This is a genomic window from Bradyrhizobium sp. IC3123 (assembly GCF_020193625.1).
Classification (GTDB): Bacteria; Pseudomonadota; Alphaproteobacteria; order Rhizobiales; family Xanthobacteraceae; genus Bradyrhizobium; species Bradyrhizobium yuanmingense.
In genome coordinates this window covers 182,754-196,822 of sequence record NZ_JADYVF010000002.1, presented here as the reverse complement: position 1 = coordinate 196,822, position 14,069 = coordinate 182,754, and the positions used below count along the sequence as shown (strand labels likewise).

The following is a 14,069-nucleotide window of genomic DNA, read 5'->3' as shown; positions in this document are numbered from 1 at the left end:
TCGCCGGGAACGCTGAACAGCTTCCGGGGCACGGCCGCCGGTCGACTGGTCAGGTAGTGCTGCGCCATCAGGACGGCGTGCGTGGCGATATCTTGGCCGGTCTCCTCTGGGCTTACCTCTGTCATGGCGAAAGCGACGCTTTGCACCTTCTGGTTCCATCGCCTTGAGTCCGTCACCTTTCCGCGCATTTCATTTGCCGCCGCGGCGTTCGTCCGCGCTTTCCGGGAGTCTTCAATGATCGGTCTCGTTCGCGCCGTCACAATCTGCGCCGCGCTAGCGCTCGGCCTTGTCACCGCGCAGGCCGCCGACAAGGCGTTCAAACGCGACGACCTCGCGGATTCCGCGATCAAGCTGGAGGCCCAGATCAAGAGCGAGGCGGGGCCGGTCGCCAAGACCAATGCGACGCTGAAGACGGACGCCGACGCCGCCTTCCGGCGCAATGATTACCGCACCGGCCTTTCGGTGCTCGGCCAGATCGCCGCGACCACGCCCGAGGATGCCGGCAACTGGCTGCGGCTCGCCAAGGTCATCTTCCAGATCTCGCCGAAGAGCTCGAGCGAGCAGACCTTCCTTTTGGAGCGCGCCTCGACGGCGGCCTATATCGCTTACATGCGCGCCGGCAATCCGGGCGAGGAGGCCGACGCGCTCGCCGTGCTCGGCAAGGCGCTGGCCGACCGCAAGCTGTGGCGGCCGGCACTGGATGCGCTGCGGCTGTCGCTCGACATGCGCGAGGTCGCCGAGGTCCGCGGCCAATATGAGAAGATGCGCGACGAGCACGGCTTCCGGCTGCTCGACTATACCGTCGACTCGGACTCGGCGAGCCCGCGCGCCTGCTTCCAGTTCTCCGAGGAGCTCGCCAAGCGCATCGACTTCGCGCCGTTCCTGGCGCTTGCAGGCCAGGACAAGCCGGCGCTGTCGGCCGAAGGCAAGCAGCTCTGCGTCGACGGGCTGAAGCACGGCGAGCGCTACAACATCAACCTGCGCGCCGGCTTGCCGTCGTCCGTGAAGGAGGGGCTGCCGAAATCGGCCGAGTTCAACATCTATGTGCGCGACCGCAAGCCGTTCGTGCGCTTTACCAGCCGCGCCTATGTGCTGCCGCGGACCGGCCAGCGCGGCATTCCCGTCGTCAGTGTCAACACGCCTGCGGTTAGCATCAATGTCTTCCGGATCGGCGACCGCAACCTGATCAACACGGTCGTGGACAGCGATTTTCAGAGGACGCTGTCGAAGTACCAGCTCAGCGAGCTCGGCGACGAGCGCGGCGTCAAGGTGTGGACCGGCGAGCTTGCGACTGCGACGACGCTGAACCAGGACGTCACCACGGCGTTCCCGGTCGACCAGGCGCTCGGCGAGCTCCAGCCCGGTGTCTACGTCATGACGGCCGCGGCGAGGGCCTCGGACGAGGACTACCAGCTCGCCACGCAATGGTTCATCGTCTCCGACCTCGGCATCGCCGCTTATTCCGGCAATGACGGCATTCATGTCTTCGTCAACTCGCTGGCGTCGACCGACCCGGTCGGCAAGGCCGAGGTGCGCCTGGTCGCGCGCAACAACGAGATCCTGGCGACGCGCAAGACCGACGATGCCGGTCACGTGCTGTTCGAGGCCGGCCTTGCGCGCGGCGAGGGCGGATTGTCGCCGGCGATGCTCACGGTCACCGGCGAGAAGGCCGATTATGCCTTCCTGAGCCTGAAGACCTCGGCCTTCGACCTGTCCGACCGCGGCGTTTCGGGGCGCGCGGTGCCCGCCGGCGCCGATGCCTTCGTCTATGCCGAGCGTGGCGTCTACCGTTCCAGCGAGACCGTGTTCCTCACCGCGCTGCTGCGCGACGGGCAGGGCAATGCCGTCACCGGCGGGCCGATGACGCTGGTGGTCGAGCGCCCGGACGGCGTCGAATATCGTCGCGCCGTACTGGCGGATCAGGGCGCCGGCGGCCGCACGCTGTCCGTGCCGCTCAACTCGGCCGTACCGACCGGCACCTGGCGGGTGCGCGCCTTCACCGATCCGAAGGGAGCTTCGGTCGGCGAGACCACCTTCATGGTCGAGGATTACGTCCCCGATCGGATCGAATTCGACTTGTCCGCCAAGGACAAGCTGATCAAAGCTAACGCTCCAGTGGAGCTTAAGGCCGACGGTCATTTCCTCTATGGCGCACCTGCTTCGGGCCTGCAGCTCGAAGGCGACATGCTGATCGCGCCGGCGGCCGAGCGGCCCGGCTTTGCCGGCTACAAGTTCGGCGTCGACGACGAAGAGACCACCTCGAACGAGCGCACGCCGCTGGAGAACCTGCCGGAGGCCGACGCCAATGGCGTCGCGACCTTCCCGGTGACGCTGGACAAGCAGCCGGCCTCGACGCGCCCGCAGGAGGCACAGATCTTCGTCCGCATGGTCGAGACCGGCGGCCGCGCCGTCGAGCGCAAGATCGTGCTGCCGGTCGCGCCGGCAACGGCGCAGATCGGCATCAAGCCGCTGTTCGGCGACAAGAACGTCACGGAGGGCGACAAGGCCGAGTTCGACGTCGTGTTCGTCTCGCCGGACGGCGAGAAGCTGCGCCGCGACGGTCTGCGCTACGAGCTCCTGAAGATCGAATCGCGCTACCAGTGGTACCGCCAGAACAATTACTGGGAGTACGAGCCGGTCAAGTCGACCTCGCGCGTCGCCGACGGCGACGTCACTGTTACGGTCGACAAGCCGACGCGGCTCTCGCTCACGCCGGAGCCCGGCCGCTACCGGCTCGACGTCAAGTCGAACGAGGCCGACGGCCCGGTGACCTCGGTGCAGTTCGACGTCGGCTGGTACTCGGACGGCAGCGCCGACACGCCGGACCTGCTGGAGACCTCGATCGACAAGCCGCAATACGCCTCCGGCGACACCATGACGGTGTCCGTCAACGTCCGCAGCGCCGGCAAGCTCACCATCAACGTGCTCGGCGAGCGGCTGCTGACGACGCAGACCATCGACGTCAAGGAAGGCACCGCGCAGGTCAAGCTCCCGATCGGCAAGGATTGGGGCACCGGCGCCTATGTGGTGGCGACGCTGCGCCGTCCGCTCGATGCCGCCGCCCAGCGCATGCCTGGCCGTGCGATCGGGCTGAAATGGTTCGGCATCGACAAGCAGGCTCGCACCTTGCAGGTCAAGCTGTCGCCGCCTTCGCTGATCCGGCCGAATTCGACGCTGAAGATCCCCGTCAAGCTCGATGGGCTCAATCCGGGCGAGGACGCCAAGGTCGTCATCGCCGCGGTCGACGTCGGCATCCTCAATCTCACCAATTACAAGCCCCCGGCGCCGGACGATTATTATCTCGGCCAGCGTCGCCTCAGCGCCGAGATCCGCGACCTCTACGGGCAGCTGATCGACGGCATGTCGGGCACGCGCGGCCAGATCAAGTCCGGCGGCGACGCCGGTGGCGAGCTACAGGGCTCGCCGCCCACGCAGAAGCCGCTCGCGCTCTATTCCGGCATCGTCACGGTCGCCGCCGACGGCTCGGCCGAAGTGAGCTTCGATGTTCCGGAATTCGCCGGCACCGCGCGCGTGATGGCGGTGGCGTGGACCGCGACCAAGCTCGGCCGCGCCAACACCGACGTCGTGATCCGCGATCCCGTCGTGCTCACGACGACGCTGCCGCGCTTCCTGCTCAATGGCGACCGCGGCTCGGTCAATCTCGAGATCGACAATGTGGAGGGCCAGGCCGGCGACTACGTCATCAACGTGAAGGCGGGCGGCCCGGTGAAGATGACCGGCAATCCCGCAACCACGGTGAAGCTCGCCGCCAAGCAGCGCAATTCGTTCTCGCTCGCGCTCGATGCGACCGCGGCGGGGCAGGCGACGCTCGACGTCGACATCAAGGGGCCGAATGGCCTCGCGCTGGTGCGTCACTATGTGTTCGACGTCAAGCCGGCGACGCAGGTGCTGGCGCGGCGCTCGATCCGGACGCTGGCGAAGGGCGAGAGCCTGACGCTGAGCTCGGACATGTTCTCCGACCTCGTGCCGGGCACTGGCAGTGTCTCTGTTTCGGCCAGCCTGTCGACCGCGCTCGATGCGGCAACGATCCTGAAAGCGCTCGACCGCTATCCCCATGGCTGCTCGGAGCAGATCACGAGCCGGGCGATGCCGCTGCTCTATGTCAACGAGCTCGCGGCCGGCGCGCATCTTGCCATGGACACCGAGGTCGACCAGCGCATCCGCGACGCCATCGAGCGGCTGCTGGCGCGCCAGGGCTCGAACGGCTCGTTCGGCCTGTGGCTGGCCGGCGGCGACGATGCCTGGCTCGATGCCTACGTGACGGACTTCCTCACCCGTGCCCGCGAGAAGGGCTTTGCGGTGCCGGACGTGCTGTTCAAGAACGCGCTCGACCGTATCCGCAACTCCGTCGTCAATGCCGACGAGCCGGAGAAGGACGGTGGCCGCGATCTCGCCTATGGCCTCTATGTGCTCGCCCGTAACGGCGCAGCTCCGATCGGCGATCTCCGCTATCTCGCCGATACCAAGCTCGCCAACCTCGCGACCCCAATCGCGAAATCGCAGCTTGCGGCGGCGCTCGCCCTGGTCGGCGACCGCAACCGCGCCGAACGGGTCTATGGCGCGGCGCTCGACAGCCTTGCGCCGAAGCCCGCGCTGGAATTCGGCCGCACCGACTACGGCTCGCAGCTGCGCGATGCCGCAGCATTGGTGTCGCTCGCCAGTGAAGGCAATGCGCCGAGGGCGACGCTGACGCAGGCGGTGTCGCGGGTCGAGACCGCCCGTGGGCTGACGCCCTACACCTCCACGCAGGAGAATGCGTGGCTGGTGCTGGCGGCACGGGCGCTCGCCAAGGAGAACCTCTCGATCGAGGTCGATGGGCAGCCGGTCAAGACTGCGCTGTACCGCAGTTACAAGGCGGACACGCTGGGTGGCAAGCCGCCGAAGATCACCAACACCGGCGAGGCGCCGGTGCAGGCGGTCGTCTCGGTGTCGGGCTCGCCGGTCACGCCGGAGCCGGCGGCGTCCAACGGCTTCAAGATCGAGCGCGGCTACTATACGCTCGACGGCAAGCCCGCGGACATCAGCAAGGTCAAGCAGAACCAGCGCTTTGCGGTGGTGCTGAAGATCACCGAGGCCAAGCCCGAGTACGGCCACATCATGGTGTCCGACTATCTGCCGGCGGGCCTGGAGATCGACAATCCGAACCTGGTGTCGTCCGGCGACAGCGGCACGCTGGACTGGATCGAGGACGGCGAGGAGCCGGAACATACCGAATTCCGCGACGACCGCTTCACCGCGGCCGTCGACCGGGCCTCGGATTCCAAGTCGGTCTTCACGCTCGGCTATGTCGTGCGCGCGGTCTCGCCCGGCAAATACGTGCTGCCGCAGGCCTATGTCGAGGACATGTACAATCCCTCGCGCTATGGCCGGACCGGCACGGGCAGTGTCGAGGTGCGGGCGGCGAAGTGAGTGAGATGAGCGAGGTCGAGCCACATACACGGGCATCCACAGCCGCGCCGGCGGTGGGTGTTGGCGTGGATGGCCGGGTCAAGCCCGGCCATGACGGGCGGAGGGGGCGGATCGCCTTTCGCCTTCTCTCCGCAGCCGCGCTCACCTTTATCCTCGCCATCATCGGCTTCGTTGGCTGGGTCTACTCGCTCGGCCCGCTCCCGCTCGACGAAGCCCGCCAGGTCTCAACCACCATCATCGATCGCAACGGCAAGCTGCTGCGCGCCTATGCGATGGCGGATGGGCGCTGGCGGTTGCCGGTCGATGCCAGGACCAACGTCGATCCGACCTACCTGAAACTGCTGTTCGCCTATGAGGACCAGCGCTTCTACGCCCATGGCGGCATCGATCCGCTCGCCCTGGGACGCGCCGCCTTGCAGCTCGGAACGCGCGGCCACATCGTCTCGGGCGGCTCGACCATCACGATGCAGCTGGCCCGTCTGATGGAGCCGCGGCGGCAGCGCTCGCTTTACGCAAAATTGCGGCAGATCGTGCGTGCCATCGAGATCGAACGCAGCATGAGCAAGGAGCAGATCCTCGATCTCTATCTGGCGCTGGCGCCCTATGGCGGCAATCTCGAAGGCATCCGCGCGGCGTCGATCTCCTATCTCGGCAAGGAGCCGAAGCGGCTGTCGCTGGCGGAGGCCGCGTTGCTGGTCGCGCTGCCGCAATCGCCGGAGACACGCCGGCTCGACCGGTTTCCGGAGGCTGCGCGCAAGGCGCGCGACCGCGTGCTCGACCGCATGGTCGAGGAGCACGTGGTCAGCGCCGACGACGCCAATCAGGCCAAAGCGATGCCGGTGCCGAAACTGCGCAGGCCGATGCCGATCCTGGCGCCGCATGCCTCCGACGCCGCGCAGTCGACGGTCAAGGACGCGCCGATCATCAAGCTGACGCTCGATGCGACCTTGCAGAAGGTGCTGGAGCCGCTGGCGCGCGACCGCGCAACTGCGCTGGGTCCGAACATCTCGGTCGGAATCGTCGTGGTCGACAATGAGAGCGGCGACGTGCTCGCCCGCGTCGGCTCGGCCGATTATTTCGACGAGAGCCGGGCGGGGCAGGTCGATATGACCCGCGCCATCCGCTCACCCGGCTCGACGCTCAAGCCCTTCATCTACGGGCTCGCCTTCGAGGACGGCTTTGTCCATCCCGACAGCTTGATCGACGACCGCCCGGTCCGCTTCGGCTCCTATGCGCCGGAAAATTTCGACATGACTTTCCAGGGCACGGTTCCGGTGAGGAAGGCTCTGCAACTGTCGCTGAACGTGCCGGCCATCGTGCTGCTCGACCGCGTCGGCTCGAGCCGGCTGACCTCGCGGCTGCGGCAGGCCGGCGGCAACCTCGTCCTGCCCAAGGACGAAGCGCCCGGCCTCGCCATGGGGCTCGGCGGCGTCGGCGTGACGCTGCAGGATCTGGCCCAGCTCTATGCCGGCTTTGCCCGCCTCGGGACCACCAAGCCGCTGCGCGAGATCGTGACGGCCAGGGACGATCGGGAGCCGCTGCGGCTGCTGGATCAGGTCGCAGCCTGGCAGGTCGGCAACGTCCTGCTCGGCACGCCACCGCCGGAGAACGCCGCCCACAACCGCATCGCCTTCAAGACCGGCACCTCCTACGGCTATCGCGACGCCTGGTCGGTCGGCTTCGACGGTCGCATGACCATCGGCGTCTGGGTTGGCCGTCCGGACGGAGCGCCGGTTCCCGGCCTGATCGGACGCGTTGCCGCCGCGCCCATCCTGTTCGATGCCTTCGCCCGCAGCGGCAAGACGCTGACCGCCTTGCCGAAGCCGCCCAAGGGAACCCTAGTCGCAAGCAACGCGAAGCTGCCGCTGCCCTTGAAGCGGTTCCGTCCGGTCGGCGAACTGGTGCGAAGCGGGGGCGAGCAGCCGCTGCACATCCAGTTTCCGCTGAACGGCTCGCGGATCGACGTCGATCGATCGGGTGGCCGGGCGAGCGCGGCGATGCCAGTCAAGGTCGCCGGCGGCGTGCTGCCCATGACCGTCATGGTTAACGGCACCGCGCTCGGCGAGATCGACGGCCGCCGTCAGCGGCTGATAGATCCGCCCGGCCCGGGCTTTGCACGGCTCACCGTGATCGACGCCACGGGCGCCGCGGACACAGTCGTCATTCGAATTCAATGACCCTGCCTTAAGCGGTTGTCGCCATGGCGGTTTCAGCGTAAGCGGAACCAATGGCCGACACCTACCCCAGCCCCCGTTTTGGTGCCCCCCGCGAGTCGAAATCGCCCACAAATCCGGGCAGCGGGCTCGTGCGCATGCTCGACATCGTCACTGCCAGCCACCCGCGCGCGGTCGGCTTCCTGGTGCTGTGTGCGCTGCTGCTGTTCCTGCCGGGCTTCTTCACCATCCCGCCGATCGACCGCGACGAGGCACGGTTTGCCCAGGCCACCAAGCAGATGGTCGAGAGCGGCGACTATGTCGACATCCGCTTTCAGGACGACGTCCGCTACAAGAAGCCGGTCGGCATCTACTGGTTGCAGTCGGCAACCGTCGAGGCCGCCTCGATGCTCAAGCTGCCGAAGGCCGAATTGCGGATCTGGGTCTACCGGCTGCCGTCGCTGATGGGGGCGATCGGCGCCGTGCTGATGACGTATTGGGCCGCGCTCGGCTTCGTCACGCGGCGTGCCGCGGTGCTGGCGGCGCTGATGATGTGCGCCTCGGTGCTGCTCGGCGTCGAGGCGCGCCTGGCCAAGACCGACGCCGTGCTGCTGCTCTGCGTGGTTGCCGCGATGGGCGCGATGGCGCGGGCCTATCTGTCCTGGCAGCGCGCCGAGGACGAGACGCATCCGCCCTGGAGCTGGCCCGCGATCTTCTGGACCGCGCTTGCTGCGGGCATCCTGATCAAGGGGCCGCTGATCCTGATGTTCGCAGGCCTGACCATCGTCGCGCTCGCGATCCAGGACCGCGACGCCTCCTGGCTGTGGAAGCTGCGGCCTGTCTGGGGCCTGATGTGGATGCTGGTGCTGGTGCTGCCCTGGTTCGTCGCGATCTTCTGGCGCGCGGGCGAGACCTTCTTCACCACCTCCGTCGGCGGCGACATGCTGAGCAAGCTTGGCGCCCAGGAATCCCACGGCGCACCGCCCGGACTTTACCTGGCGCTGTTCTGGATCACGTTCTGGCCAGGTGCGCCGCTGGCGGCGATGGCGGCGCCCGCGGTGTGGCGGGCCCGCCGCGAGCCCGGTGCGCAGTTCCTGCTGGCCTGGCTGATCCCGTCCTGGATCGTGTTCGAGGCGGTGCTGACCAAGCTGCCGCATTACGTGCTGCCGTTGTATCCCGCGATCGCGATCCTCACCGCCGGCGCGGTGGAGCGGCGCGTGCTGTCGCGCTCCTGGCTGATGCGCGGCTCGGCCTGGTGGTTCGCGATCCCCGCAGCCGCCTCCATCATCGCGGTGGTCGGCTCGGTGATACTGACGCGGCAGCCCGCTTTCGTAGCTTGGCCGTTCATCGCGGCCGCGCTGATCTTCGGTCTGTTCGCCTGGTGGCTGTTCGATACCAACCGCGCCGAGCGCTCGTTTCTCAACGCCCTGGTCGCAGGCCTGATGCTCGCCGTGACGATTTACGGCATCGTGCTGCCGTCGCTGACCCCGCTGTTTCCCAGCATCGAGATCGCGCGCGCGCTTCGCAACGTCACCTGCGTCGGACCGAAGGCGGCTGCGGCCGGTTATCACGAGCCGAGCCTCGTCTTCCTGGCGGGCACCCGGACCTTGCTCACGGACGGCTCCGGTGCGGCGGACTTCCTGCGGCAGGGCAGCTGCCGCTTCGCGCTGATCGAGCAGCGCTCGGAGCGCAGCTTCGTGCAGCGTGCCGAGGCGATCGGGCTGCGCTACAAGGTCGGCGCGCGCATCGACGGCTATAACTTCTCGCAAGGGCGCGCGATCTCGATCTCGATCTTCCGATCGGAAGGTACCGAATAGGATGCGGGCTCTGACCGACGTTGCAGCGCATGCCGGCTATCCTGCGCAATTGCTAGCGGTGTCCTGGCGCGCGCTGGCGCAGCTCGTGCGGTCGCCCTCGCACTCGCGCCGCGCCGAGGCCGCCCGGAAGCTGGCGCGGCATTCGCTGTGGCTTGCCACGGCGGGTGCAGCGCTCGTCATCGTGCTGATGGTCGCGTTCGATCAGACCGAGATCCTGCTGATGCCGCCGCGCGGCACGCCGAGCCTGTGGCCGATCCGCATCCTCACCGATTTCGGCAAGGACGAGTATATCCTCTCGGTGCTGGGGGCTGCGCTGGTGGTGCTGGCGCTCGTCGCGGCCGGGCTGCGTGGGAGCCGCCGCGCGCTGCTGCTCGGCTTCGGCACGCGGCTGCAATTCCTGTTTCTGTCGGTTGCCGTGTCAGCCTTCGTCGCCGAGATCCTGAAATATGTCATCGGCCGCGGACGTCCGTTCGTCGGGGGCAAGGCCAATCCGTTCAACTTCGTCCCGTTCGAGGGGACGGGGGCTTATGCCAGCCTGCCGTCAGGCCACGCCGTGGCCGCGTTCGCCCTGGCGTTTGCCGTCTCGGCACTGTGGCCGCGTCTGCGCGTCTTCATGTTCACTTACGCAATCGTGATCGTGCTGACGCGCCTGGTGTTGCTGGCGCATCATCCGAGCGACGTGGTCGCCGGCGCTCTGGTCGGAACGGTGGGCGCCATGGCCGTTCATTACTGGTTCGCGGCCCGAAAGCTCGGATTTGCCATCCGCGCCGACGGCACCATCGTGCCGCTTTCAGGGACGTTTTCCGACCGCCTCAAAAGGGTTGCCCACCGGGCATCCGCCCCATAAAAGCGGCTGCCTGCCGGGACCGCCGGTTCCCTTGGGCAGGTCCTTTGGGCAGGTCAATTCCAACCACGAGCCTCGATTTGTCGACGTCCCAGCCTTCGGTGTCCATCGTTGTTCCCGTGCGCAACGAAGCCGACAACATCGCGCCGCTGATCGCGGAGATCGGCGCGGCACTCGATGGCCGCTGGCCCTATGAGATCATCTACGTCAACGACGGCTCGACCGACGCCACCGGCGAGCGGCTTGGCGCCATCATGAAGCAGCAGAGCAATCTGCGTCAGCTTCGCCATGCAAGATCGGGCGGCCAGTCGGCGGCCGTGCGCAGCGGCGTGCGCGCGGCGCGCGGAGAGATCGTGGCGACACTCGATGGCGACGGCCAGAACAATCCGGCCTTCCTGCCCGACCTGATCGCGGCGGTCGAGAAGGGAGCAGGGCGCGTCGGGCTCGCGGCCGGCCAGCGGATCGGGCGCAAGGACACCGGCTTCAAGAAATTCCAGTCGCGCGTCGCCAACGGCATTCGCAACGCCATCCTGAAGGACGGCACGCGCGACACCGGCTGCGGGCTGAAGGCGTTCCGGCGTGACGTTTTCCTGATGCTGCCTTATTTTGACGGGCTGCATCGCTTCCTTCCCGCGTTGGTCCGCCGCGAAGGCTACGACATCGCCTATGTCGACGTGATCGACCGGCCGCGCCATTCGGGCGTGTCCAACTATGGTTTCTTCGACCGGCTGTGGATCGGCATCATGGATCTCGCCGGCGTTTGGTGGCTGATCCGCCGCAAGAAGCCGACGCCAGAAGTGACCGAGGTGGACGCATGATCATTCAATACGGTCAGGCGCTGAGCAATTATCTCTATGACGTCTTCGTCGCCAAGTTCGACTTCTGGCTGGCATTCGGCCTGGTCGCGCAGCTGTTCTTCACGGCGCGCTTCCTGGTGCAGTGGATCGCGAGCGAGCGCGCCGGCAACAGCGTGGTGCCGATGGCGTTCTGGTTCTGCTCGATGGGCGGCGGGCTGATGACGCTGGTCTATGGCGTCGTGAAGCGCGAGCCCGTCATCATCCTCGGACAGTCGCTCGCGACCATCATCTATATCAGAAACATCATGCTGATCTGGAAGAACCGCGGCACCGCCTCGAAGACGCTGGACCGCTGATCCAGCGTTCGGCTCCGCTTGTTGAAGCCTGGCACGTTGCTAGGCGAGATGCCCAATCCTGATGCTCACATGGCCGCTTTGAGGGCAGCGAAGCCGCGGTCGAGATCGGCCTTGAGGTCGTCGGTGCTCTCGAGCCCGATGTGGAGACGCAGCGTCGGGCCGCCGGGCTCCCATTTGGTCGCGGTGCGATAGGCATCGCAATCGAAGGGAATTGCAAGGCTCTCGAACCCGCCCCAGGAAAAGCCCATGCCGAACAGCTTCAGCGTATTGAGCATGGTGTCGACCGCCTGCTGCGGCGCCGGCTTCAGCACGATGCTGAACAGGCCGGAGGCGCCGGTGAAGTCGCGCTTCCAGATCGCATGACCGGGATCGGTCTCCAGCCCGGGATGCAGCACGCGCGCAACCTCAGGCCTTGCCGCCAGCCAGCGCGCCATCTCGAGCCCGGAGCGATGATGCTGCGCCAGCCGCACCGACAGCGTGCGGAGGCCGCGCAGCGCCAGGAAGACGTCGTCGGGGCCGGCACAGACGCCGAGCAAGCGGATGCCTTCGGCAATCATCGGCCAGGCCTTGGCGTTGGCCGAGATGGTGCCGAACATGATGTCGGAATGGCCGCCGATATATTTCGTCGCGGCCTGCATGCTGATGTCGACGCCCTGGTCCAGCGAGCGGTGATAGAGCGGCGTCGCCCAGGTGTTGTCGTCGATGACGAGCGCGCCGCGCCCATGTGCGACTTCGGCGATGGCGCGGATGTCGGGCATCTCGAACGATTGCGAGCCCGGCGCCTCCACCAGAACGGCCCGGGTGTTGGGCTTGAACAGCTTGTCGATGCCGGCGCCGATCATCGGATCGAAATAGGTGGTCTCGACGCCGTAGCGGGTCAGCATGCCGTTGCAGAAATTGCGCGAGGGTCGATAGATGTTGTCGACCACCAGGATGTGGTCGCCGGCTTTGAGCACCGAGAGCAGGGTGGTGGAAATCGCCGACAGCCCCGACGGCACGATACCGACGCCGGCGCATTGCGGACCCTCCAGCGCCATCAGCGTCTCCTGGAACGCCTTGGTCGTCGGGGAACCGTGACGGCCGTAGGTGAACTCGCCGCGATGGGCGTGCAGGTCCTCTGCGGTCGGATAGAGCACGGTCGAGCCGTGGAAGACCGGCGGATTGACGAACCCCTTCTGCGCCTTGGTGTCGCGGCCGGAGGTGACCAGCCGGGTCTCGGCGTGCTGCTCTTGGGGGGACGAAGAATCCATGCGCCTGCTTTCAAAACCGCGTTTCCACCGGACGCATCGCGCCCCTGGGCCGACCGAAAGGCCGCGGTCGTTAATAACAGAACACAGAAGAGTCCCGTCAACCCCTTGACCCGGAACGCCAGTCGTTCTGTGATGCGCAGGTGCTATTCAGTCGCCGCATGTTGAGGGGCCTGCCGCGACCTTCGATCCATTGCCTGACCGGACGTCGCGTCACAGCCAAGAGATGGCGGGCGCCGGCGGCGGGGATGAAGGTATGGGCTCCCGAGATCGGCGAGTGTTCGGCAAGGTTTTCCAGCATGACTCTTGCAAGGCCGGATTCTTGAAGGACCTGGTTTGGCAGAGACGATCCTAAGACAACATTCCTGACCTTGAGACGACCTTGAAAGGCCCAAAGCCCATGAAACGCGTAACCCTGGCTCTCTCCCTTGCTCTCGCCGCCGGCCTCACCGCCCAAGCCGCCGATGCGCAAACGCTCAAGACCGTCAAGGATCGGGGCATGGTGTCCTGCGGCGTCAGCCAAGGCCTGCCGGGCTTCTCCTCGCCCGACGACAAGGGCAACTGGACCGGCATCGACGTCGACGTCTGCCGCGCCATTGCCGGCGCCATCTTCAACGATCCGACCAAGGTCAAGTTCGTGCCGCTGTCGGCCAAGGACCGCTTCACGGCGCTGCAATCCGGCGAGGTCGACGTGCTCTCGCGCAACACCACCTGGACCATCTCGCGCGACACCTCGCTCGGCGCCAATTTCACCGGCGTGACCTATTACGACGGGCAGGGCTTCATGGTGAAGAAGTCGCTCAAGGTGAATTCGGCGCTCGAGCTCAACAGTGCATCGGTCTGCGTGCAGACCGGCACCACCACTGAGCAGAATCTCGCCGACTACTTCAAGGCCAACAACATGAAGTACGAGGTGATCGCGTTCGCCACCAACGACGAGACCGTCAAGGCCTATGAGGCCGGCCGCTGCGACGTCTTCACCACCGACCAGTCGGGCCTGTACGCCAACCGCCTCAAGCTCGCCAGCCCCAACGACCACATGGTGCTGCCCGAGATCATCTCGAAGGAGCCGCTCGGTCCGATGGTGCGGCACGGCGACGACCAGTGGTTCGACATCGTGAAATGGACGCTGTTCGCGATGCTCACCGCCGAAGAGCTCGGCGTGACCTCGAAGAACATCGACGAGAAGGCGAAGCTGGAAAATCCCGAGCTGAAGCGCGTGCTCGGCAGCGACGGCAATTTCGGCGAACAGCTCGGCCTGACCAAGGATTGGGTGGTGCGGATCGTCAAGACCGTCGGCAATTACGGTGAGGTGTTCGATCGCACCGTCGGCGCCGGTTCGCCGCTCGGCATCAATCGCGGTGTCAACAATCTCTGGAACAAGGGCGGTCTTCAGTACGCGCCGCCGATCCGCTGATCAGCCCT

Annotated in this window: 8 protein-coding genes; 7 read left to right on the top strand and 1 reads right to left on the bottom strand. The window is 66.6% G+C overall.

The genetic code is table 11. The features are described from left to right. Positions 1-234 precede the first annotated feature (234 nt). From I6F20_RS06240 to I6F20_RS06215, 6 genes are all read left to right on the top strand, one after another. Complete coding sequence (locus tag I6F20_RS06240) at positions 235-5,430, top strand: alpha-2-macroglobulin family protein (RefSeq protein ID WP_225125465.1); 5,196 nt, start codon at positions 235-237, stop codon at positions 5,428-5,430. Between the two features lie 65 nt (positions 5,431-5,495). Next, positions 5,496-7,607, top strand: coding sequence for a penicillin-binding protein 1C (gene pbpC, locus I6F20_RS06235; protein ID WP_518513052.1), 2,112 nt, complete (start codon positions 5,496-5,498; stop codon positions 7,605-7,607). Between the two features lie 50 nt (positions 7,608-7,657). Beyond that, complete coding sequence (locus tag I6F20_RS06230; RefSeq protein ID WP_225125463.1) at positions 7,658-9,400, top strand: ArnT family glycosyltransferase; 1,743 nt, start codon at positions 7,658-7,660, stop codon at positions 9,398-9,400. Between the two features lies 1 nt (position 9,401). After that, on the top strand, positions 9,402-10,247 hold the full coding sequence (locus I6F20_RS06225; protein ID WP_225125462.1) for a phosphatase PAP2 family protein: 846 nt from the start codon (positions 9,402-9,404) through the stop codon (positions 10,245-10,247). Between the two features lie 77 nt (positions 10,248-10,324). Next, positions 10,325-11,062, top strand: coding sequence for a glycosyltransferase family 2 protein (locus I6F20_RS06220; RefSeq protein ID WP_036027971.1), 738 nt, complete (start codon positions 10,325-10,327; stop codon positions 11,060-11,062). Then, positions 11,059-11,397 (top strand): lipid-A-disaccharide synthase N-terminal domain-containing protein, encoded by a 339-nt coding sequence (locus tag I6F20_RS06215; protein WP_025036223.1) that lies wholly within the window; start codon positions 11,059-11,061, stop codon positions 11,395-11,397. The genes I6F20_RS06220 and I6F20_RS06215 overlap by 4 nt, the downstream gene beginning before the upstream one ends. A gap of 65 nt (positions 11,398-11,462) precedes the next feature. On the opposite strand, the gene metC is transcribed toward I6F20_RS06215, so the two are convergent. Then, positions 11,463-12,647, bottom strand: a complete 1,185-nt coding sequence (gene metC, locus I6F20_RS06210) for a cystathionine beta-lyase (RefSeq protein ID WP_036039383.1) — start codon at positions 12,645-12,647, stop codon at positions 11,463-11,465. A gap of 397 nt (positions 12,648-13,044) precedes the next feature. Here metC and I6F20_RS06205 point away from each other — a divergent pair, with 397 nt between their 5' ends. Further along, positions 13,045-14,061, top strand: coding sequence for an amino acid ABC transporter substrate-binding protein (locus I6F20_RS06205; RefSeq protein ID WP_036027973.1), 1,017 nt, complete (start codon positions 13,045-13,047; stop codon positions 14,059-14,061). Positions 14,062-14,069 lie beyond the last annotated feature (8 nt).

Bases quoted from the DNA above. Each gene is read 5' to 3' on its own strand.
- I6F20_RS06240 (WP_225125465.1), top strand. From the start codon at position 235: ATGATCGGTCTCGTTCGCGCCGTCACAATCTGCGCCGCGCTAGCGCTC.
- I6F20_RS06230 (WP_225125463.1), top strand. From the start codon at position 7,658: ATGGCCGACACCTACCCCAGCCCCCGTTTTGGTGCCCCCCGCGAGTCG.
- I6F20_RS06225 (WP_225125462.1), top strand. From the start codon at position 9,402: ATGCGGGCTCTGACCGACGTTGCAGCGCATGCCGGCTATCCTGCGCAA.
- I6F20_RS06215 (WP_025036223.1), top strand. From the start codon at position 11,059: ATGATCATTCAATACGGTCAGGCGCTGAGCAATTATCTCTATGACGTC.
- metC (WP_036039383.1), bottom strand. From the start codon at position 12,647: ATGGATTCTTCGTCCCCCCAAGAGCAGCACGCCGAGACCCGGCTGGTC.
- I6F20_RS06205 (WP_036027973.1), top strand. From the start codon at position 13,045: ATGAAACGCGTAACCCTGGCTCTCTCCCTTGCTCTCGCCGCCGGCCTC.